Annotated in this window: 17 protein-coding genes; 10 read left to right on the top strand and 7 right to left on the bottom strand. The window is 56.7% G+C overall.

The window, feature by feature from the left end; all coding sequences use genetic code 11:
• Positions 1–9: 9 nt before the first annotated feature.
• Positions 10–1,581, bottom strand: coding sequence for a Re/Si-specific NAD(P)(+) transhydrogenase subunit alpha (locus ACR0DU_RS07920; protein WP_480873492.1), 1,572 nt, complete (start codon positions 1,579–1,581; stop codon positions 10–12).
• A gap of 132 nt (positions 1,582–1,713) precedes the next feature.
• A complete protein-coding gene (locus ACR0DU_RS07915) occupies positions 1,714–2,163 on the bottom strand; it encodes a methyltransferase family protein (protein ID WP_480873490.1) in 450 nt (149 codons plus the stop codon).
• A 218-nt stretch (positions 2,164–2,381) separates the two neighbouring features.
• Here ACR0DU_RS07915 and kynU point away from each other — a divergent pair, with 218 nt between their 5' ends.
• The gene (gene kynU, locus ACR0DU_RS07910) at positions 2,382–3,575 is read left to right on the top strand and encodes a kynureninase (RefSeq protein WP_480873488.1); all 1,194 of its coding nucleotides are present in this window, start codon (positions 2,382–2,384) and stop codon (positions 3,573–3,575) included.
• On the opposite strand, the gene ACR0DU_RS07905 is transcribed toward kynU, so the two are convergent.
• Positions 3,568–4,146, bottom strand: a complete 579-nt coding sequence (locus ACR0DU_RS07905; RefSeq protein WP_480873486.1) for a TetR/AcrR family transcriptional regulator — start codon at positions 4,144–4,146, stop codon at positions 3,568–3,570. The genes kynU and ACR0DU_RS07905 overlap by 8 nt on opposite strands.
• A gap of 99 nt (positions 4,147–4,245) precedes the next feature.
• Here ACR0DU_RS07905 and ACR0DU_RS07900 point away from each other — a divergent pair, with 99 nt between their 5' ends.
• Together ACR0DU_RS07900 and ACR0DU_RS07895 are read left to right on the top strand one after the other, a co-directional pair.
• Positions 4,246–4,710 carry a (2Fe-2S)-binding protein gene (locus ACR0DU_RS07900; RefSeq protein WP_170780615.1) on the top strand — a complete coding sequence of 155 codons (465 nt, stop codon included), beginning with the start codon at positions 4,246–4,248 and terminating at the stop codon, positions 4,708–4,710.
• Positions 4,711–4,713: 3 nt separating this feature from the next.
• Positions 4,714–6,954, top strand: a complete 2,241-nt coding sequence (locus tag ACR0DU_RS07895) for a xanthine dehydrogenase family protein molybdopterin-binding subunit (RefSeq protein WP_480873483.1) — start codon at positions 4,714–4,716, stop codon at positions 6,952–6,954.
• 39 nt (positions 6,955–6,993) lie between these two features.
• Here the strand turns inward: ACR0DU_RS07895 and ACR0DU_RS07890 are convergent, their stop codons facing one another.
• The 3 genes from ACR0DU_RS07890 to ACR0DU_RS07880 form a co-directional block, all read right to left on the bottom strand.
• Positions 6,994–7,773 carry a gamma-glutamyl-gamma-aminobutyrate hydrolase family protein gene (locus tag ACR0DU_RS07890; RefSeq protein ID WP_170780617.1) on the bottom strand — a complete coding sequence of 260 codons (780 nt, stop codon included), beginning with the start codon at positions 7,771–7,773 and terminating at the stop codon, positions 6,994–6,996.
• Positions 7,774–7,908: 135 nt separating this feature from the next.
• Positions 7,909–8,334 carry a GlcG/HbpS family heme-binding protein gene (locus tag ACR0DU_RS07885; protein WP_480873481.1) on the bottom strand — a complete coding sequence of 142 codons (426 nt, stop codon included), beginning with the start codon at positions 8,332–8,334 and terminating at the stop codon, positions 7,909–7,911.
• A gap of 80 nt (positions 8,335–8,414) precedes the next feature.
• Positions 8,415–10,589: a malate synthase G gene (locus ACR0DU_RS07880; protein ID WP_480873479.1), complete on the bottom strand. Its 2,175-nt coding sequence runs from the start codon at positions 10,587–10,589 to the stop codon at positions 8,415–8,417.
• A gap of 205 nt (positions 10,590–10,794) precedes the next feature.
• Between ACR0DU_RS07880 and pepN the strand changes: the two genes are divergently transcribed.
• From pepN to ACR0DU_RS07845, 7 genes are all read left to right on the top strand, one after another.
• Positions 10,795–13,347: an aminopeptidase N gene (gene pepN / locus ACR0DU_RS07875; RefSeq protein WP_480873477.1), complete on the top strand. Its 2,553-nt coding sequence runs from the start codon at positions 10,795–10,797 to the stop codon at positions 13,345–13,347.
• Between the two features lie 38 nt (positions 13,348–13,385).
• Entirely contained in the window at positions 13,386–13,772 is a 387-nt protein-coding gene (locus ACR0DU_RS07870) for a hypothetical protein (protein WP_480873475.1), read from the top strand.
• 126 nt (positions 13,773–13,898) lie between these two features.
• Positions 13,899–15,152 (top strand): hypothetical protein, encoded by a 1,254-nt coding sequence (locus ACR0DU_RS07865; RefSeq protein ID WP_480873473.1) that lies wholly within the window; start codon positions 13,899–13,901, stop codon positions 15,150–15,152.
• 77 nt (positions 15,153–15,229) lie between these two features.
• On the top strand, positions 15,230–16,837 hold the full coding sequence (gene gatB / locus ACR0DU_RS07860; RefSeq protein WP_480873471.1) for an Asp-tRNA(Asn)/Glu-tRNA(Gln) amidotransferase subunit GatB: 1,608 nt from the start codon (positions 15,230–15,232) through the stop codon (positions 16,835–16,837).
• Positions 16,838–16,989: 152 nt separating this feature from the next.
• Positions 16,990–18,228 (top strand): peptidase T, encoded by a 1,239-nt coding sequence (gene pepT / locus ACR0DU_RS07855; RefSeq protein ID WP_480873469.1) that lies wholly within the window; start codon positions 16,990–16,992, stop codon positions 18,226–18,228.
• Between the two features lie 98 nt (positions 18,229–18,326).
• The gene (locus tag ACR0DU_RS07850; protein WP_480873467.1) at positions 18,327–18,758 is read left to right on the top strand and encodes a DUF4177 domain-containing protein; all 432 of its coding nucleotides are present in this window, start codon (positions 18,327–18,329) and stop codon (positions 18,756–18,758) included.
• Between the two features lie 139 nt (positions 18,759–18,897).
• Positions 18,898–19,425 (top strand): hypothetical protein, encoded by a 528-nt coding sequence (locus ACR0DU_RS07845; protein WP_480873466.1) that lies wholly within the window; start codon positions 18,898–18,900, stop codon positions 19,423–19,425.
• 571 nt (positions 19,426–19,996) lie between these two features.
• Here ACR0DU_RS07845 and ACR0DU_RS07840 read toward each other — a convergent pair.
• On the bottom strand, positions 19,997–20,728 hold the full coding sequence (locus ACR0DU_RS07840) for a serine protease family protein (RefSeq protein ID WP_480873769.1): 732 nt from the start codon (positions 20,726–20,728) through the stop codon (positions 19,997–19,999).
• Positions 20,729–21,038 lie beyond the last annotated feature (310 nt).

Here is a 21,038-nt window from a genome sequence, read left to right as displayed (position 1 = left end):
CGGCCTCCCTTAAGATTTCTGGAACATGGCGAGCATGCGCCGGGTGACAAGGAAACCGCCGAAGATGTTGATCCCGGCCATGAAGACAGAAAGCGCCGCCAGCAGAATAACCAGGAACGACCCCGATCCGATCTGCATCAAGGCCCCGACGATAATGATCGACGAGATCGCGTTGGTGATCGCCATCAGCGGAGTGTGCAGGCTGTGCGAGACGTTCCAGATCACCTGGAAACCCACAAAGATCGCCAGCACAAAGACGATAAAATGCTGCATGAAGCTGGCCGGGGCCACCAGCCCCACCAGCAGCATCAGCGCGCCACCCACACCCAACAGGGTAAACTGCTGCCGGGTCTGCGCCTTGAAGGCCGCAATCTCCTGCGCCTTCTTCTCTTCCGGGGTCAGTTCCTTGACCTCGGGCTTTTTCTGCGCCGCAATCGCCTGCACTTTGGGCGGCGGCGGCGGGAAGGTGATCTCACCCTCATGGGTCACGGTCGCGCCGCGGATCACGTCATCTTCCATGTCGTGATTGACTTTGCCGTCCTTCTCGGGCGTCAGGTCAGTCATCATGTGACGAATGTTGGTCGCATACAGCGAAGAAGACTGCGCTGCCATCCGGCTGGGGAAGTCAGTATAGCCGATGATGGTCACGCCGTTGTCGGTCACGATCTTCTCATCCGGCACGGTAAGCTTACAGTTGCCGCCCTTTTCTGCAGCCAAATCAACGATGACCGAACCCGGCTTCATCGCCTCGACCATGTCCTTGGTCCAAAGCTCGGGTGCTTCGCGGTTTGGGATCAGCGCAGTGGTTATGACGATATCCATTTCCGGAGCAAGCTCGCGGAACTTGGCCAGTTGTGCCTCGCGGAATTCTTCAGACTGGACCGAGGCGTAACCACCGGTCGCCGCTCCGTCTTGCTGTTCTTCCTCGAAGTCCAGATAGACAAACTCGGCCCCCATGGATTCGACCTGCTCGGCCACTTCCGGGCGCACATCAAACGCATAGGTGATCGCACCTAACGAAGTCGACGTCCCGATCGCCGCCAGCCCCGCCACGCCAGCGCCTACGATCAGCACCTTGGCAGGCGGAACTTTACCGGCCGCCGTCACCTGACCGGTAAAGAATCGGCCAAAGTTGTTGCCCGCCTCGATCACCGCGCGGTAACCGGCGATATTGGCCATCGAAGACAGCGCGTCCATCTTCTGCGCGCGCGAAATACGCGGCACCATCTCCATCGCGATGACAGTCGCGCCCTTGGACTTGGCGGCCTCCATTCCCTCTTCGTTCCCGGCAGGGTTGAAGAAAGAAATCAGGGTCTTGTCCTTGTTCAGCCGCTTCAGCTCGGTGGCATCAGGCTGACGAACCTTGGCAATGATATCTGCCGCCTTCCAAAGCGAGGCTGCGGTCTTCATGACCTCAACGCCAGCAGCTTCATAAGCGGCATCCGAAAACCCCGCAGCAGCGCCCGCGCCTTTTTCAATCAGGCATTCAAAACCCAGTTTCTGCAACTGCACGGCCGAGTCCGGAGTCATCGCGACCCGGTTCTCGCCCTTATACGTTTCCTTTGGCGTCCCAATTTTCACCAGTCGGTTCCCCCTAATTTTAGATTCAGGCCAGGTGGGTGTTCAGCATAGAATGACAAGCAGACATGTATCCTGCGCAAGATTATTTCGCAAGCGCAGCAATTGTAGTGCTGTGTCATGATGACCACACCCTTAAATCCATCGCCGTGTTTTGCGTTCGTAGCGCGCGAAATCGGCGCGGAATGTGCGGCGCAACCTGTCTTCCTCGGGAATGATAAAACGGCGCTCCAAAAGCCAGACAAAGATCGGAAGCAACACCAACGACAACACCGCGTCGAAGCGCAAGATCAATCCCGCCAATATCAGCACATCGCCCAAATAAATCGGGTTGCGGCTGCGTTTATAGATACCTGATTGAACCATCGTTGACGGCGTTTCATGCGGAAGAACAGTGGTGCGGTGACGGCGGAATTCGACCACAGCCATGATCGCAAAAATAATGCCGCCTCCGACAAGAATGCCGCTGAGCAAATCCGTCACCGCCCCGTTCAAAGACAGCCCCATCGGCAGCACGCGCGCTTGCACCCAAGCCAACGCGGCAAAACCCACAAGCCAAACAGGTGGAAGATCGATCCAGCGCATGGCCTTCCCCAAAGCGGTGACACACACCCACGCATGTCGTTTCTGGGCGCTGTGTTATCGCTTTCTGACTTTGAAGGCAAAAGCAAAGGTTGTCGCATCCTGAAAAGTAGGCGCACGTTCAAGCCAGCAAGGCACGAGGTGCCGAGAATGGACAGGTTGGTTCAGATCAGATAGGCCAAAGTCAAACATCCGAACCAAAGCTGTAGAAAAGAAAATCCATGACCGATTTCGCCACAACCAAATCCATGTTCAATCTACCCGAAGGCGTGTTGTATCTGGACGGCAACTCCCTGGGTCCTTTGCCGAAATCAGCGGCGAACCGCGTCGAGAGCATGTTGAAGGATGAGTGGGGGCAGATGCTCATCACCGGGTGGAACAAGGCCGGATGGATGGGTATGCCGACCGGACTGGGCGACAGGATCGGACGGCTGATCGGTGCTAAGCCTGGCAGCGTTGTGGTGGGCGATACTTTGTCGATCAAGGTGTATCAGGCGGTTGCCTCAGCGCTAGAACTGAACCCTACTCGCAGAGTAGTCCTGTCTGACAACGGCAATTTCCCGTCTGACTTATACATGGCCGACGGTCTGCTGCGGTCACTGGGGCCCGACTATGAATTGCGCGTGGTCGACCCTCAGGATGTTGCCGAGCATATCACCGAAGAGGTCGCGATTCTGATGCTGACCGAAGTCGACTACCGCTCGGGTCGTATGCATGACATGAAAGCACTGACCGAACTCGCCCATGCCAATGGCGTCGTGACGGTTTGGGATCTGGCACACTCTGCGGGGGCCGTCCCGGTTGATCTGTCCGGCTGCAATGCGGATTTCGCTGTTGGCTGCACGTACAAATATCTCAACGGTGGCCCGGGTGCGCCCGCCTTTATCTATGTGGCCCCACGGTTGTCTGGAAAAGTGCGCCCGGCGCTTTCGGGCTGGTTGGGGCATGAAGCCCCCTTTGCTTTCGATCTCGACTATCGCCCCGGTGCCGGGATCGAGCGGATGCGGGTCGGCACCCCACCTGTCATCCAGATGGCCGCCTTGTCGGCGGCGATGGATATCTGGGATATGGCCGAAATGGCCGATGTGCGTGCCAAATCCATCGAATTGACCGAGTTGTTCATCGCTCGCGTCGAAGCCACCTGCCCCGACCTATGTCTGGCGAGCCCCCGTGATCCTGCCCAGCGCGGCAGTCAGGTCTCGTTTCATTTTGATGAAGGTTACGCTGCCATGCAGGCCTTGATCGCGCGTGGCGTGATCGGTGATTTCCGAGCGCCCGACATCATGCGTTTCGGCTTCACGCCGTTGTATATCGATGAAGGTGATGTGGAACAGGCCGCCCAAATTCTTGCCGACATCATCACCAACAAATTGTGGGACAAGCCGAAATACAAGATCCGTCAGCGCGTTACCTGATCTCCAGTGCCGCGCCCAACAGCGTGGCCAATTGCGAAATGCCCTGCTCGAATTCTTCAGCGCTGGAGGCCGTCATTTTGATGCCCTTCAGCGATGTTGTTATCGTTTTTGCGGCCTCATCCGGGCCAACCGGCAAATGCGCACGACCAGCAGAATTTTCACGACGCAACCAATCCGCGTAAAGACGCGTTAGTTTGGCCTCACCCTCCTGAACGATGTCGGTCGACATGGACTTTGTTGCATCGAGCATTTCAAGCCCATGTGGCGACGCCAAAATCTCGGCCATCCCTTGGGATTGTGCTTGTACGGCGCCTGCAAGAATTTCCGGCAAAGAGCCTTCACCGGCCAATGCCTCAGCCACCAGTATGACTTTTTCGTCGTAGTAATACTGAGTCAGCTCGCGGACGATGGCCTCTTTATTTTTGTAATGCAGATATACTGCGGGCCGCGACATCCCTGCCCCTTTGGCTATGTCATCCATGGACGTCTTGCGAAACCCATAAGCTGCGAAGGCTCGAAAAGCCGAACTCAGAATGGCCGCAGTCTTAGATTCTTCACTTGCACTCGTCATGAAAGAACCTCTGACATTTCTTGTTTATTTTGTCAATTGACAAGCTGACACTTTCCATTAAATATGTCAGGAACCAGCCAAAGCTAAGAGAGGTGCGCCATGGCGACGGCCCTAAAGATCAACGGAAAGACCCATCAGGTTGATCTGCCTGATGATGTGCCCTTGCTGTGGGTGCTGCGAGATGAGGTTGGACTGACCGGCACTAAGTTCGGTTGCGGCGTGGCCGCCTGCGGTGCCTGCACAGTTCATATTGATGGTGAGGCCGTGCGGTCCTGCCAAGTGTCACTTTCGGATGTTTGGGGAGATGTCACCACGGTCGAAGGGCTTGGTACGCCTGACGCCATGGCAACGATCCAGAAGGCCTGGGTTGATCACCAAGTGGCCCAATGCGGCTATTGCCAGTCGGGCCAGATCATGCAGGCCGCAGCCCTTCTGGCCGAAAACCCGGCCCCATCGGACGCTGAAATCGACGACGCCATGCAAGGCAACCTATGCCGCTGCGGCACCTATCCTCGCATCCGCGCCGCCATCCACGACGCCGCATCCAAACTGAAGGAGGCCTGATTCATGGCAAGCATCGGAAAAATCCTGCGCCGCACCTTCCTGATCGGATCAGCCGCCATTGTCGGTGGCGTGGCCTTTGGCGCCTATTATGTCACTCGTCCTGCCGCGAATCCGCTGAAGCCGCGTGAAGGTGAAACCGCGCTCAGCCCCTTTGTTCTGATCGACCAGCAGGGCGTGACCCTGTTCGCGCCGCGTGCTGAGATGGGTCAGGGCGTGATGACCACCTGGGCGGCGCTGATCGCCGAAGAATTGGATGTCGAACTGGACGATATCCGCGTGCTGCACGGTCCTGCTGCTGCGGCCTATTACAACCACGCCCTCATGGGGGAAAGCCTGCCAAACAAAGGCTATGACGTCTCGGATTTCCAGCACAATTTGGGTGAGGCACTGGGCGTTTTGGGCCGAACACTCAGCCTGCAGGTCACAGGTGGGTCGACATCGATGAAAGACGGGTTCGAACGGATGCGGATGGCTGGAGCCATCGCGCGCGAGACGTTGAAACAGGCTGCAGCGGATCAGTTGGGCGTTGATCGCGACCAGCTCAAGACCGAGAATGGCGCTGTGATCGCACCGGACGGCACGCGCATTCCCTACACCGAACTGGCCGAGGTCGCAGGCCAGATCGAGCCGCCCGAGGTCACCCTGCGCGATCCGTCAGAGTGGCGTTTGATCGGCAAATCCCTCCCGCGCGTTGATATTCCGGGAAAGTCTACTGGCACCGCAACCTTTGGTATCGACGTACGGCCTGAGGGGTTGAAATTCGCCTCGGTCCGCATGAACCCCAAGCTGGGCGGCACGATGAACGGCTTTGACGCCAGCGCGGCCGAAACCATGCCCGGGGTCGAAAAAATCGTTGATCTGGGCACGGGTGTTGCTGTGATAGCCAACAACACATGGCTTGCGATGCAGGCGGTCGAGGCGATCGACGTAGATTGGGGCGACGCCCCCTATCCTCCCGAAACCGATGCATTGTTTGAACAGATCGCCAAAGCGTTTGATGACGCTCCGAACTCGACCATGCGTGATGATGGAGATGTAGATGTTCTGCCCGAAGGGGCCACCGAAATCACGGCGGACTACACTGTTCCTTATCTGGCCCACGCCACGATGGAACCAATGAACGCCACCGCGCTCTATACCGGCAGCAAGCTGGACCTGTGGTGCGGCAATCAGGCCCCGACGCTGATCCAGATGCGGGTGGCCAACACCGCCGGGCTTGAGACCGAGGCAGTTGAGATTCACACCACTTATCTGGGTGGAGGCTTCGGCCGCCGGGGCGAGCTGGATTTCGGCGAGATCGCAACCAAAGTCGCCATGGCGATGCCCGGCACCCCGGTTCAGACCACCTGGAGCCGTGAAGAGGATATGCGCCACGATTACTACCGTCCAGGTGCCATGGCCCGAATGCGTGGTGCGGTGAAGGACGGCAAAGCCGTTCTGATCGACGGCAATGTCGCCTCCCAATCCCCAACCCAGCAAGCCGTGAAGCGATATACCGGCTTTTCCGGCGGGGGACCCGACAAAGTCCTTGTCGAAGGTTTCTTCAACCAACCTTACGCCGTTCCGAATTATCGCATGAGCGGCCACATCGCTGATCTGGCCGTACCGGTTGGGTTCTGGCGCTCGGTCGGCAACAGCCACAATGGTTTCTTTCACGAGACCTTTTTGGACGAGATGGCCCATGCAGCCGGGCGTGATCCACTGGACCTTCGGATTGAACTGACCAAGACCGAATTCGCCCCAGCTGCGGGATGTCTTGAAGCCGTCAAGGAGATGTCAGGTTGGACCGGCAAGACCCCAAATGGTGTCGGACGTGGCGTGGCGATGACCTACAGCTTTGGGACCCCGGTCGCGCAGGTGATCGAGGTGGTGGACGAGGATGGAACCATCCGCATCCGCAAGGCCTGGATCGCCTGCGATGTCGGCCTCGCGCTCGATCCGGCAACAGTTGAAGCGCAGATGATTGGCGGCATGATCTATGGCCTTTCGGCCGCGACCTCAGGCGAGATCACCTTCTCGGATGGTGAAGTCGAACAACTGAACTTCCCGGACTATGACGGGCTGCGGATGCACAGCACTCCGGTAACAGAAGTCCGGGTACTCGAAACCCAGAAACATCTGGGTGGTGTCGGTGAGCCGGGTACTCCGCCCTCGATGCCCGCATTGGGGAACGCGTTGTTTGATCTGACCGGAGAGCGCGCGCGCAGCCTGCCGCTGAACAAACAATTCAACTTGATGGTCTAAGAACGATTTGGTCCGGCGCCGCGTCGGGCCAATTCACCTTCAGGCCGTGCGCTGGAAACGAGCCGCTTCATTCCCTTCCGCCCAAGCGTGTACAGCGCGTCCGAACGCCTGGAACAGCGGCCGCGAGACCGGGTCATTCGCCGCATCCCACTCTGGATGCCACTGGACCGACAGGGTAAATCCGGGCGCGTCCTTGACATAAATCGCCTCGGGTGTTCCATCAGGGGCGTGGCCGTCAATCACCACATTCTCGCCCAATGTTTTGATCCCCTGCCCGTGCAGTGTGTTGGTCATCACCTCAGCCGCACCCAACAAGCGGTGGAAAACTCCACCTTCGGTCATCTTCACGACGTGCCGCAGGGCAAACTTTTCCTCCAACGTGCCATCGGGTGGCATTCGGTGGTTCTGGCGCCCAGGAAGATCGCGAATTTCGGGATAAAGCGTGCCACCCAAGGCGACGTTCACTTCCTGAAACCCTCGGCAGATCCCAAAAAACGGCTGCCCCCGCTCGGCACAAGCCCGGACCAGAGGCAGCGTGATCGCATCCCGCGCGCGGTCGAACTCACCATGCGCTTCGGTTGCGGGCTCGCCATATTCCTCAGGATGAACATTGGGGCGCCCGCCTGTCAGCAAAAAACCGTCGCAAACATCTAGCAATTCGTCGACCGATACATAGCGCGGATCAGCAGGTATCAGCAGAGGCAGACAATCCGATACGTTGGACACCGCATCAGAATTCATCGTCCCGCCCGCATGCGTCGGGTACTGATCATTCATCAAGTAAGAGTTGCCGATAATTCCAACAACGGGGCGCGCCATTCCAAGTCCTTTGTTTCGCAGGTATTCTGCAAAACCTATCGGCAGCCCGAGCCGCGCGCAACGACACAGACCCTGCATGGCAGCGCAAGCGCGTGTTCAGTCGCGCACATCACCTGTAAAATCGATCCGAGGGTTTTAGATCTCGCCCACGAGCCCGGCACCCTCAATGCCAACTAGCGCGGCTTGGGCGTCATTGTCGGACGTGTCGCCAGTGACACCCACGGCACCAATCACTGCACCCTTGCGGTCACGCACCAGAACTCCGCCTGGGACTGGTACAACCTGACCGCCGTAAACCCCGTTCACCGCCGCCATGAAATAGGCTTGCCCTTCGGCGCGCTTCATCTGCGCAGTACCCGCCATGCCCAGCATCACCGATCCATATGCTTTGCCATGCGCAATTGCAAACCGCCCCGGCGCGGCACCGTCTTCGCGTTCAAAAGCGATCACGTGACCGCCCGCATCCAGAACCACAATCGAGAGGGGCTTCAGCTCCATCTCACGCCCTTTTTCCAGCGCTTTTCGAATGATGGTCCGCGCTTTGCGCAATGAAATAACCATGCCCGATCCCTTTCATCTGGCTCAAAATACCTTCGGGGAAGCGCGAGGGGGCAGACAGCCCCTCGTTCCCGCCCCTACCCTTAGCGCAAGCTTGCCTTCAGTTCTAACCGGCGCGCGTGCAGCACCGGTTCAGTATATCCTGAGGGCTGCACTCGCCCACGGAATACCAGATCACATGCCGCCTGAAAGGCGATCCCGTCAAAACCCGGCGCCATCGGCTTATAGGACGGATCATCCGCATTCTGCCGATCCACTACAGCCGCCATTTTCTGCAGTGCTGCCATCACCTGCTCCTGACTGATCAGATCATGATGCAACCAGTTCGCCAACGCCTGAGACGAAATCCGGCAGGTCGCGCGGTCTTCCATCAGACCAATGTCGTTGATATCCGGCACTTTCGAGCAGCCGACGCCTTGATCGACCCAGCGCACAACATAACCCAATATGCCCTGAGCATTGTTCTCGATCTCACGGGTAATCTCCTCAGCGCTGAGATTGCGACCACCCAACAGTGGCACCGTCAACAGATTATCCAGCGTCCCCCGAGCAGCGCCAGCGGCTAACTCGTCCTGACGCGCCAGCACATCAACCTTGTGGTAATGCGTTGCGTGCAAGGTTGCGGCAGCGGGCGAAGGCACCCAGGCGCAGGTTGCGCCCGCTTGAGGGTGACCGATCTTGGCCGCCAGCATATCCTCCATTCGATCCGGCATTGCCCACATGCCTTTTCCGATCTGTGCCTTACCCTTGAGGCCACAGGCCAATCCGATATCGACGTTGCGATCCTCGTAGGACGCAATCCAAGGCGTCTCCTTGATATCGCCCTTGGGCAGCATCGGACCCGCCTCCATCGAGGTGTGAATTTCATCCCCTGTGCGATCAAGAAAGCCGGTATTGATGAATGCCACGCGTGATTTCGCGGCGCGGATGCATTCCTTGAGGTTGGCCGAGGTGCGACGTTCCTCATCCATGATGCCAAGCTTTACGGTATTCCGTGGCAGACCCAGAATGTCTTCGACCATGTCGAAAATCTCGACCGCGAACGCGACCTCTTCGGGTCCGTGCATCTTGGGTTTGACCACATAGACTGAGCCGGTGACCGAGTTGCCGCCCTCACGCTGCAAATCATGCATGGCGATCAGCGTGGTGCAAAGCCCATCCATCAGGCCCTCACCGATCTCATTACCATTAGCATCCAGAACGGCGGGGTTGGTCATGAGATGCCCAACATTTCGCACCAGCATCAGCGAGCGGCCTTTCAGCACGGCTTGATCGCCGCTGGCAGTGGTGTAGCCCACATCACCCGCCAATTTGCGGGTGAAGGTGTTGCCACCCTTGGTGACCTCTTCGGTCAGGTCACCTTTCATCAAGCCCAGCCAGTTGCCGTAGGCCACAACCTTGTCCTCGGCATCGACACAAGAGACTGAGTCTTCGCAGTCCATGATCGTCGACAGGGCGGATTCCAATCGTACATCCGCGATGCCCGCAGGGTCAGACGCACCAATGATACTGGACGGGTCGATCACTATTTCAGCGTGGAGGCCATTCTTCTCTAACAAGATCGACGACGGCGAATCAGGGTCGCCTTTGTAGCCTACAAAACTCCCCGCCCCATGCTTTTGCGATCCATATATGTACGTTCTTTCATCATCGTCCATTGTGACGACTAGGTCCCCGTCCTCGACGGAAAAACCTACAACACTTGACCAATCGTCAATCGCTGGCGTGCAGAATAAGCCAAGATGGTGTTTGGCCCACGTAATCACCCTTGCGCCACGTTCTGCGTCATAACCTTTGCCAGGAGGCAGATCGCCCAACGCATCGGTGCCATAAAGCGCATCATACAGACTGCCCCAACGGGCATTCGCAGCGTTTAGCGCAAAGCGTGCATTGGTGATCGGCACAACCAACTGCGGGCCTGGTGTCAGAGCGATTTCGGGGTCGACATTGGTGGTTTCGATTTCGAAATCCTCGCCTTCATCAACCAGATACCCAATCTCACGTAGGAAAGACTGGTACTCGCCAGCATTGATGGGCAGGCCGCGCCGCGCCGCATGCCAACCGTCGATGCGCCCCTGAATGTCAGCACGCTTTTCCAACAGCGCGCGGTTCCTCGGCCCCAGCTCATTTACCAAACGCTCCAGACCCGACCAGAACTGATCAGCCGTGACCTTTGTGCCCGGCAGTGCCTTCTGTTCGATGAAGTCCACCAGAACCGGGTCGATCTGCAGCCCGCCGCGGATCTCTCTGCTGCTCATGTTCCGAATCCCCTACGATTGTGTGCCATTGTATGCGACCATCAATTAGGTGGTTTGTTTCCGATAGGCAACTTGTGCCCATAGGTTCAGTTTTTTCGGCCAAACACGAAACTGTTTCAAATCTATCTGGACAATTGCCCATTGGTTGCAGCGCCAGCGCGAAGCCCCTAACGTCACGCCAGATTCCCAGATGATGAGGCCCCCGATGCGCGACGCCGCCCCCACCACGATCTATCTGAAAGACTACACCCCGTTTGGTTACCTGGTGGACAGCGTGCATTTGACTTTTGATCTGGCACCCAATGCCACGCGCGTGACCTCTCGGATAAAATTCCGTCCGAATCCCGAAGCGACGAACCGCACATTCTTTCTGCACGGGGAAGAACTGAACCTGATCCGAGCTGCGATTGATGGCGACGTGATCACGCCCGAGATCACCGCAGAAGGCCTCACCGCCACAGTTCCTGACGCACCTTTCATCTGGGAGGCCGTGGTCGAGATTGATCCCGCTAACAACACCGCGCTTGAAGGTCTCTACATGTCGAATGGCATGTACTGCACCCAATGCGAGGCCGAAGGCTTTCGCAAGATCACCTATTACCCTGACCGCCCGGATGTGATGTCCACCTTTACGGTGCGCATCAACGGAGACCTGCCGGTGCTGCTGTCCAACGGCAACCCCTCGGACAAAGGGGAAGGCTGGGCGGAATGGGTCGATCCGTGGCCCAAACCCGCCTATCTGTTCGCGCTCGTCGCCGGGGAGCTGATTGCCCACCCTGGCCAGTTCACCACCAAATCTGGTCGCGACGTTGAATTGAACCTCTGGGTTCGTCCCGGAGATGAAGGCAAATGCGCCTTTGGCATGGAAGCGTTGAAGAAATCCATGAAATGGGACGAGGATGTCTATGGCCGCGAATACGATTTGGACGTGTTCAACATCGTGGCGGTCGACGATTTCAACATGGGCGCGATGGAGAATAAGGGGCTGAACATCTTCAACTCCTCCGCCGTTCTGGCAAGCCCAGAAACCTCGACCGATGCGAATTTCGAACGGATCGAGGCGATTATCGCGCATGAGTATTTCCACAACTGGACCGGCAACCGCATCACCTGCCGTGACTGGTTCCAGCTGTGTCTGAAGGAGGGGCTGACGGTGTTCCGCGACGCGCAGTTCACCTCGGACATGCGCTCGGCCCCGGTAAAACGTATTCACGACGCCATCGACCTGCGCGCGCGACAGTTCCCCGAGGACAACGGGCCTTTGTCGCACCCGGTGCGGCCCGAGAGTTTTCAGGAAATCAACAACTTCTACACCTCAACCATATATGAGAAAGGCGCTGAGGTAATCGGTATGCTGAAATGTCTAGTGGGTGACGAGGCCTACTCAGAGGCGCTGGATCTCTATTTCGACCGCCATGATGGACAGGCCTGCACGATCGAGGACTGGCTGCAAGTGTTCGAAGAGACCACTGGTCGCGATCTGAGCCAGTTCAAGCGCTGGTACAGTCAATCGGGAACGCCAAGGGTCTCGGTCGCTGAGGATTGGGCCGATGGCACCTACACCCTGACTCTAAGCCAACGCACCGAACCTACGCCGGGGCAGGAGGACAAGCAGCCTCAGGTCATTCCTGTCGCCGTGGGTCTACTTGGCCCAAATGGCCACGAAGTTCACGCAACCGAAGTGTTGGAACTAACCAAAGCCGAACAGACCTTTAAGTTCACCGGTCTCGCCGCGAAACCTGTGCCTTCGATCTTGCGGGGTTTCTCAGCTCCGGTGATCCTGGAACACGATTCAACGAATGCAGAACGCGCATTCCTACTTGCCCATGACACCGACCCGTTCAACCGCTGGCAAGCTGGAAGGTCGCTGGCCGAAGACACCCTTCTGCGCATGATCACCGAGGAAGCAACACCAAAGGCCGACTACCTCGACGGTTTGCTGTCAGTCCTTCGCGATGAAACGCTGGACCCTGCTTACCGGGCGCTCATGTTGGGTCTGCCAACGCAATCAGAACTGGCTGCGGCGCTGCATGACAAGGGTATCACCCCCGATCCAATGGCGATCTGGAGGGCGGTTGAAACCTTGCGTCAAGCCACGGCTCAACATGTACAAGACCTGCTGCCCCGGCTTCACAGTGAAACGCTGGTGGATGCGCCATACCAACCGGACGCTGAACAATCTGGAAAGCGCGCCTTGGGTAGCGCGGCGCTGGCCCTGACCTCGCGCCTGGATGGAGGCATCAAGGCGGCCGAAGAGTATGCACGCGCCAACAACATGACCCAGCAACTCACCTCTTTGTCCTGTCTGCTGCGCGCGGGTAAAGGTGAGGCTGAATTGGCCGCATTCTATGATCAATGGCAACATGATCGGTTGGTGATGGACAAATGGTTCGCCCTGCAGGTTTCGATGGCTGGTCCGGAAACTACGGTCGAAACCGCGAGCAAACTGACTGAGCACCCGGATTTCAATTGGAAAAACCCCAACCGCTTCCGAGCGTTGATGGGATCTCTGGTCGGAAACCATGCGGGGTTCCATCAAACCGATGGCGCAGGTTATGCATTGCTGGCAGACTGGTTGATCCGACTCGACCCGGTGAACCCGCAAACCACCGCCCGGATGTGCAGCGCGTTCCAGACCTGGAAACGCTATGACGCGAACCGTCAGGCCCTGATCCGAAAACAACTGAACCGCATCGCCGAAACTCCAGGCCTGTCTCGCGACTCAACCGAAATGGTCTCGCGCATCCTGGGCGCATGACCGCTTTCACATTCACACGACAGAACCGAAATCCGCGAATGGTTTTGATTCTAATTGGCATCTATGCGGTTCTGACCGGGCTGATCGTCCTGTTCGATGCGGTCTGGTGGCTGATAGGCCTGCTGGCCCTGACCACTCTGCCCGCGCTATGGGATGTACTCCACGATACCAGCGCGGGGATGGAACTGTCCGATGGCACCTTACGCTGGCATACAGGTCAGCGTCGGGGCACGCTGGATCTTTCTACAGTGGATCGTTTTCGGTTCGACACGCGATGGGACTTTTCGGTGCGGGTTTCTGTGATACTGAAATCCGAAAAACGACTGCGTCTGCCAGATGAATCACTTCCTCCGCACAAACAGCTTGAAGAGGTTCTGCAACGGGCGGGAATCGCCGTTGAACGTCATCATTTTAGAGTATTTTGAAACGATTCATCGAATCTGAACACGATTGGTGCCTGAAATACCGGCTTGAGGTAGTGTCTCTTTGAACTGAGCACAATTTTTGGCAAACTGAACGCGTTACTAGTTTGTTCAAGTTCGAGTTCTGCCATGTTTTGGTCTATCAAGCCTTTTGCCGCCCGTCTTTTCGGTTCCTCCCCTTCAACGCCCCTGCCTGCGTCAGTCGCTGATGCCACCGCCTGGCTTGTCGCATCGGGCCAATTGAATGTCCCTATCGTCGAAACGGACGAACAGGATGCAAACGGACATCAGGTGATTGAACGCGGTCGCTATCTGGCGCGGCAGGATATGTGGGCCGAACTTTCGCAAGAGATGCGCGCTGCGGATCAGGCACGCAAATCCACGCCCTGCGGACAGCCCATAGCAGACCTGTTGGCCTTTGGCGCCCGTTCAGATGTCGTGCTGGCTGTCGAGCACGCGCTGTCAGATGGCAAGGCGATGTCAGACTACGATCTGCTGGGTGGAATTTTCGAGCTTGAAGGCGAGATCCAAAACCATCCCAACGATCCGATGATCACGCTGGTCGTTGCACTGGCCCATATTGATCTTGCCTGGGCATGGCGCGGCGATGCGCATCCAGAGGCGCTGCCTTCATTGCATCAATCTCGCTGTGCGGCGCATTTCGACCGTGCGGCAGCATTGCTGCCACTTTGCCGTTCTGCAATGCCAGACAGCCCTGCGATTGCCGCAGCCGATTGCGCTTTGCTGGCAGGTCACGTCGATCCGCGCACCCGTGTGGCAGATAAGTATGAACACTTGATCACTCTAGACATTCAGAACCATCGCCATATGCGCGCGATGGGCAGCCACCTGCTGCCGCGCTGGTTCGGGAGCTATGAAGAGCTTGAAGTTCAAGCATTGCGCAACGCGGCGCGGACTCAGAAAACATGGGGCGCAGGCGGATACACCTGGGTACAGTTCGACGCCATCGCATTGGATGACGAGGCCTGCGCACGGGTGGATGTGGAGTATTTCCTTGAGGGTCTGCGGGATATCGTAGCGCGTCGCCCGGATCAGCAAACTATCAACTTACTCGCGGCCTATTGCGCGATCACCCAGCAGAACCGAATGGGTCAAAACCCTCAGGCGGATATCGCCCGCAAACAGATTTGTGAGGCTGCCAATTGGCTGATCCGCGACCACCTGACCGAACTGCACCCTCTGATTTGGGCCCATGCAGCAAACGGGTTCAACAATAGCCTTCGCGTCAACTCATCCGAGCGATTTGCTGCACGCGGTCGCCGCGATGCGTTAAAGGCCATCGCCAACCTGTTACGCGAAGAACTGCGCAGCGGGCAAAGTGTGACGTTCACTCCGTCAGGGCTGCAGTTCTCGGGGAACTAAACCGCCATTGCCCCTTGCCCCTTTGGCGCGCCGGGCCTAATACGCAGGCTTAGACTTCTGCGGAAATGAGGCGCGCCATGCTCGACCTGACATACGAAATGCCCAAACCCAAAACTATTGCCGGGGCCAAGCACGATTGGGAACTGGTGATCGGGATGGAGGTGCACGCTCAGGTCTCATCCAATGCCAAGCTGTTCTCGGGCGCGTCGACCCAATTCGGGGCCGAGCCGAATTCGAACGTGGCGTTTGTGGACGCCGCGATGCCGGGGATGCTGCCGGTGATCAACGAGTATTGCGTTGAACAGGCCGTGCGCACCGGGCTGGGATTGAAAGCGGATATCAACCTGAAATCGGCCTTTGACCGTAAAAACTATTTCTATCCAGACCTGCCGCAAGGGTATCAAATTTCCCAGCTTTATCAGCCTATTGTGGGTGAAGGGGAAGTTCTGGTCGAGATGGGTGACGGCACTGCGCGTATGGTACGGATCGAACGCATCCACATGGAGCAAGACGCGGGCAAATCGATCCACGACATGGATCCGCATATGTCCTTTGTCGACCTGAACCGAACCGGTGTCTGCCTGATGGAGATCGTTTCGCGTCCCGATATTCGCGGACCGGAAGAGGCTGCCGCCTACATCGCCAAGTTACGTCAGATCATGCGTTATCTCGGCACCTGCGACGGTAACATGCAGAACGGCAACCTGCGGGCGGACGTGAACGTCTCGATCTGTTTGCCGGGTGCGTATGAGAAGTATCAGGAAACACAGGACTTTTCGCATCTGGGCACGCGCTGCGAGATCAAGAACATGAACTCGATGCGCTTTATCCAGCAAGCGATTGAGGTCGAAGCACGTCGTCAAATCGCAATCGTCGAAGGCGGCGGCACGATTGATCAGGAAACGCGCCTGTATGATCCGGATAAGGGCGAGACACGCTCGATGCGGTCTAAGGAAGAAGCGCATGACTATCGCTACTTCCCTGACCCCGATCTGCTGCCGCTGGAGATCGAACAAGCGTGGGTCGACGACATCGCTGCCAAGCTGCCGGAGCTGCCAGACGACAAAAAATCTCGTTTTATCAGCGAGTTCGGCCTGACCGACTATGACGCTTCAGTGCTGACTGCGGAGAAATTTCTTGCGGGTTACTTTGAGCAAGTTGCCCATAAGATACCTGGGAAGAAAGCCGCGAATTGGATTATCAATGAAGTACTCGGCTTTGTTAACAAACAGGGGTACGAACGCGAAGTACTTGAATACGCATTAAGAGAGGACGACCCAGAATACTCTGTGGAAACTTCGGAAGAAACGACTATCGCCCGCCTTCAAGTTTCACACAACGAGTTGCACGCATTGCGGCCTAGTGTCCAAATCGAGTTGCTACAACTCTTGGAAAGCGATGCCATCTCGGGCAAGATCGCCAAGGACCTGTTCGAGATCGTCTATACCGAAGGCGGCGACCCAGCACAGATCGTTGAAGAGCGCGGCATGAAACAGGTGACCGACACCGGCGCGATCGAGGCCGCTTTAGATGAGATCATCGCCGCCAATCCGGCGCAGGTCGAGAAGGCCAAGGTGAACCCGAAACTGGCTGGCTGGTTCGTCGGTCAGGTGATGAAGGCCACCGGCGGCAAGGCCAATCCAAAGGCCGTGAACGAATTGGTCAGCAAGAAGCTGGGTTCGTAAATCTTCCGAGTTGTACAAACCCCGGACAGGGGTTTGTTCAACTTGTACATAACAAAAAGTTAATTTCAGACCGCTCCAATCGGGCAGGCCATCGGCTTGACTCCTCGACCGAATGGGCATTCTTCTTCCCGCAACGCGGAGAGGAAGCAGACATGAAAAATCGGTTTGATCAGGAACTGGAAACCCGGCTGGTGCGCTATGCCGCCATCGATAGCCAGAGCGATGAGACCTCGCCCTCGACCCCCAGCACCGAAATCCAGTTCGACATGCTGAACCTGCTGCGACAAGAGCTGGCCGAGATCGGTGCGCAGGATGTCGAGATGACCGGTGACAGCGTTGTCGTGGCAACCATCCCTGGCACAGCCGACGGACCGACGATCGGATTTCTGGCGCATGTGGACACCGCGCCCCAGTTCAATGCAGCCGGCGTGAAACCTCGGGTGATCAAAGGGTATAACGGTGGCGAGATTACCTTCCCCGATGATCCCGATCTGGTGTTATCGCCCGAAGAACACCCTTATCTGGCCAAGAAGATCGGACATGATCTGATCACTGCCTCAGGCACCACTCTGCTGGGGGGCGATGACAAGGCGGGCGTTTCAATCCTGATGACCATGGCGCGGCACCTGCTTGAGAACAAGGACATACCCCACGGTCCGATTCGCATCGCCTTTACACCAGATGAAGAGATCGGGCGCGGTGTTACCGAACAGCTGCCCAAAGATCTGGGCGCGGATTTCGCTTATACTCTGGACGGGCAGGAACTGGGTGAGATCGAATATGAAAGCTTCTCGGCTGATCGGGCGGTGATCAAGATCACAGGCGTGTCGATCCACCCCGGATTGGCCAAGGACAAAATGGTAAACGCGGCGCATCTGGCGGCAAAGATCGTGCAGACACTACCTCAGGCGACGATGACACCCGAGGTGACGGATGGGCGTCAGGGGTTCATCCATGTCACCGATATGAATGGCGGTTCGTCCGAGATGGAGATCAAGCTGATCCTGCGCGATTTCGAAATGGATGCGTTGGAAGCCCAGCGCGAAATTGTCCGTCAGGTCTGTGCTGCCGTTCAGGCCACCGAACCGCGCGCGACCATCTCCTGCGACATCTCCCATCAATACCGCAACATGCGCTATTGGCTGGAAAAGGACATGACCCCTGTCGATCTGGCGCGCGAAGCCTGCCGCGAACAGGGGATCGAGCCAATATCGGTTCCGATCCGGGGTGGCACCGATGGCTCCCGCCTAACCGAATTCGGCACACCCACGCCCAACATATTTACGGGCATGCAGTGTATTCATGGTCCGCTGGAGTGGATCTCGGTGCAGGACATGGCGATCGCAACCGAAACCTGTCTGTCGCTTGTGGGCAAAGCCGCGCGGAGCTAAAGCCACAGTGCGGGCCGAATTTCGCCAATGCGTGATCTTGGCTTTCACCCGCCTGTCAAAATGTTAATTTGCCCGGGTTACGCAATTAGGACCAGTTGATGCAGCGCTACGAATATAAAGTTGTCCCCGCTCCGCAAAAGGGAACCAAGGCGAAGGGCGTGAAAACGCCCGAGGGCCGGTTCGCCACCTCAATTGAGCAGATGTTGAACCAACTGGGCCAAGAGGGTTGGGAATATCAGCGCGCAGAATTGCTGCCCAGCGAGGAACGCACAGGTTTGACGGGTTCAACCACTAACTGGCGAAATGTGCTGGTATTTCGCAGGGCGCTTGCTCCGGATGAGCCGGATTCGAAAAACCCGGTTGAAGAAGGCGCCACCCCGACCGCGCGCCCGGTCCCCGGACCTGACGATGGACTGACAGAACCTCCGGCCGCCCCTGCCCCGATCTCAGAAGAGCCGGAAGACCCGCCATTATCGCTGAAGCCCTCGGGTGAAACGGCAGAAAAAGACCAGACCGAGCCTTCGCGCTAGCGTGGCTTCGCGGATTCTAATTGGCTGGCTTGCGTTGAATGTGATCAGCTCTACCAATGATATTTGTGCGCGATCAGGATAAATCCACATCAACCCTGGCACATCGCGCCAACCTCTTGCGATGAGCCCCAAAGGAACTATGGGATTGAATCGAGCAATCATCGCTGCTTTGATAGCAATGGCAACTGCTGGTGCCGCTTTAGCCCAACAGCAACCGAAACTGTATGTTGATCCACCGGTCTACTACCAATGGAATAAACAAGTCCAATATGACCCGATCGAGCATGTGGAAGTGATCGGGGCGGTCAACCAGAACCGCGAAAGCCACCGACGTCAATTTGCCCACAGTGTTGGGAACGGCGATGAACAGAGCACGTACCTTTTGACGCGGCACGTGGGTGAGGATCGCGTTGCGGAAATCCACCGGGTTAAGGGTGACATCATATCGACCGAGTATCGCGATAAGATCGATGCCATCGAGTTTATTCGCCTTTATGACAACGATGCCGCGTTTGCCTTCGATGGTTGCTTTGCATTTATGACCAACGAAGCGCGGCGCGACGCTCAGACCAAGGCGACAACCCAACGCGAACGGCTAACTAACTTTTGCCGCGATGAGGTAAACCGCAATCTATCCATGTGCCGCGAGTTTTTACCAGGAAATTAGACCGAACGCGAATTTAGGCAGGTTGTCCTAGTGCATAACAGTAAGGCTTGGCACGACCAGAGCACCGATTTAGGGGGAGCCTTGGAACACAAGGCAGACGTTTACGCGGCTGCTAGGTTCAAACTGGCCGACCGAATCCTACGGACTGAGTTGCAGCGGCGCGACTGACATCGGACTTCCACCTTGTTCCCGATACGTTGGGGATGCGTGGGAAGTTCGAACAAAAGCCCTCGCCGAGCACTTTAGGAACTTTAACGTTCGAATCGGATCCAGCGCGCCACAACCTGCTCGGGTACTAAAGCCAATTGTTCTGATCCCGGGGCGCAATCGCACCATGACAGTGAACGGCGACCCCGCGCAGACTCATCGAGTGATCACTATCCCTACTCTGCGAACCGCTCGCGCAGCGTTTCTTCGACACATGAATGTGACAGCATATGACTGGGGCGATGCAGACGACGCGGATTGGTCCTTAGAGTGACCCCCCATATAGGTGGGGGGGTGGGGGTGTCATAAGCTGTGCGGCATCGGTTTACACTTGCGAGTTGGTTTTTTGCCAAAATGCGGCGATCTATTTGCCTTTGGTTACCGTTAGACCTAAATCCTCCGCCGAAACTCCAGCGTCGCCTCGAGCTAACATCGACATGGTATATTTTCCCAAAGGAAGTTGGCTTCTGTTATTATTCCGCGAGAGCTCCTTGCCGAAGTAGTCCGCCTCTGGATTGACAATTCCGTTGTAAATTCCGGCCAGTCTCCATTCATTGTCTATCCTCGTCACGATTGGACCGCCTGACATTCCTTTGGCTCCAGGACCATCGAGAAGATAAAAAGACCTAGGAGCCCAAATGCTCGCGCGGGTGCGCCTAAGAAAAATGGGGTCCGTCCCAGCGTCCACCGCAGAAAATCCGTATGGATACCCGACAATATATGCGTCTTCCGAAATATCTAGATGGTTAAGGATATCGTCCTCTGGATAAAATGCGCCGGGCACCAAGTCGGAAAAGTCTGAAATATCGAATCTAACACAGTCAAAATGCGGTGGCGGCAATTCTACCTCACGCCCCGAGACGGTGTCGCCACCTTGGTACCATTTTCGCTTACCTGTTTTGTCATAGAGATCGAGCTCGAAAGACGATTCACCACCAATAGCGGTCACGTATTCTGATTCCACTCGTATTCCCAAGGTATGAACTCTGATTTTATGCCTTCTTGGTGGCGGACTAGAAGGCAAGTTAAAGGGGTCTGCTCCAGTCACTACGTGCCAACACGTGTATAACGACGGAAAGTCCTTTTCATTGACCACAAAACCTGATGCCCAACTAATATGGTCACCTCGGGAGTCCAGAGCCTCCAAACGAACTACCGCATGCGAAACATATCTGGCGTTCGAACGCTTCGAAGTTGCTTTTAACAATTTGGTTCCCGTAGTTTTGCTTCTTTAAAAGGCGCCCCAATTGAGCTGCAGATTTTCGATCATCCCAACTCCAAGCTTTGTTCAATAAAAGCAGGGTAAAGCCAAGTCACAGCGTTGGTCACAGTCATGGATTCCAAGATGCTCTACTTTAGTGTCATACCCGCGAAGATCTTTGCCCTTCTCAAACATAATCATTGGA

The organism is Ruegeria sp. G2 (assembly GCF_056533505.1).
This window is presented reverse-complemented; position numbering and strand designations above follow the sequence as displayed.

Bases quoted from the DNA above. Each gene is read 5' to 3' on its own strand.
- ACR0DU_RS07915 (WP_480873490.1), bottom strand. From the start codon at position 2,163: ATGCGCTGGATCGATCTTCCACCTGTTTGGCTTGTGGGTTTTGCCGCG.
- kynU (WP_480873488.1), top strand. From the start codon at position 2,382: ATGACCGATTTCGCCACAACCAAATCCATGTTCAATCTACCCGAAGGC.
- ACR0DU_RS07905 (WP_480873486.1), bottom strand. From the start codon at position 4,146: ATGACGAGTGCAAGTGAAGAATCTAAGACTGCGGCCATTCTGAGTTCG.
- ACR0DU_RS07900 (WP_170780615.1), top strand. From the start codon at position 4,246: ATGGCGACGGCCCTAAAGATCAACGGAAAGACCCATCAGGTTGATCTG.
- ACR0DU_RS07895 (WP_480873483.1), top strand. From the start codon at position 4,714: ATGGCAAGCATCGGAAAAATCCTGCGCCGCACCTTCCTGATCGGATCA.
- ACR0DU_RS07890 (WP_170780617.1), bottom strand. From the start codon at position 7,773: ATGGCGCGCCCCGTTGTTGGAATTATCGGCAACTCTTACTTGATGAAT.
- ACR0DU_RS07885 (WP_480873481.1), bottom strand. From the start codon at position 8,334: ATGGTTATTTCATTGCGCAAAGCGCGGACCATCATTCGAAAAGCGCTG.
- ACR0DU_RS07880 (WP_480873479.1), bottom strand. From the start codon at position 10,589: ATGAGCAGCAGAGAGATCCGCGGCGGGCTGCAGATCGACCCGGTTCTG.
- pepN (WP_480873477.1), top strand. From the start codon at position 10,795: ATGCGCGACGCCGCCCCCACCACGATCTATCTGAAAGACTACACCCCG.
- ACR0DU_RS07870 (WP_480873475.1), top strand. From the start codon at position 13,386: ATGGTTTTGATTCTAATTGGCATCTATGCGGTTCTGACCGGGCTGATC.
- ACR0DU_RS07865 (WP_480873473.1), top strand. From the start codon at position 13,899: ATGTTTTGGTCTATCAAGCCTTTTGCCGCCCGTCTTTTCGGTTCCTCC.
- gatB (WP_480873471.1), top strand. From the start codon at position 15,230: ATGCTCGACCTGACATACGAAATGCCCAAACCCAAAACTATTGCCGGG.
- pepT (WP_480873469.1), top strand. From the start codon at position 16,990: ATGAAAAATCGGTTTGATCAGGAACTGGAAACCCGGCTGGTGCGCTAT.
- ACR0DU_RS07850 (WP_480873467.1), top strand. From the start codon at position 18,327: ATGCAGCGCTACGAATATAAAGTTGTCCCCGCTCCGCAAAAGGGAACC.
- ACR0DU_RS07845 (WP_480873466.1), top strand. From the start codon at position 18,898: ATGGGATTGAATCGAGCAATCATCGCTGCTTTGATAGCAATGGCAACT.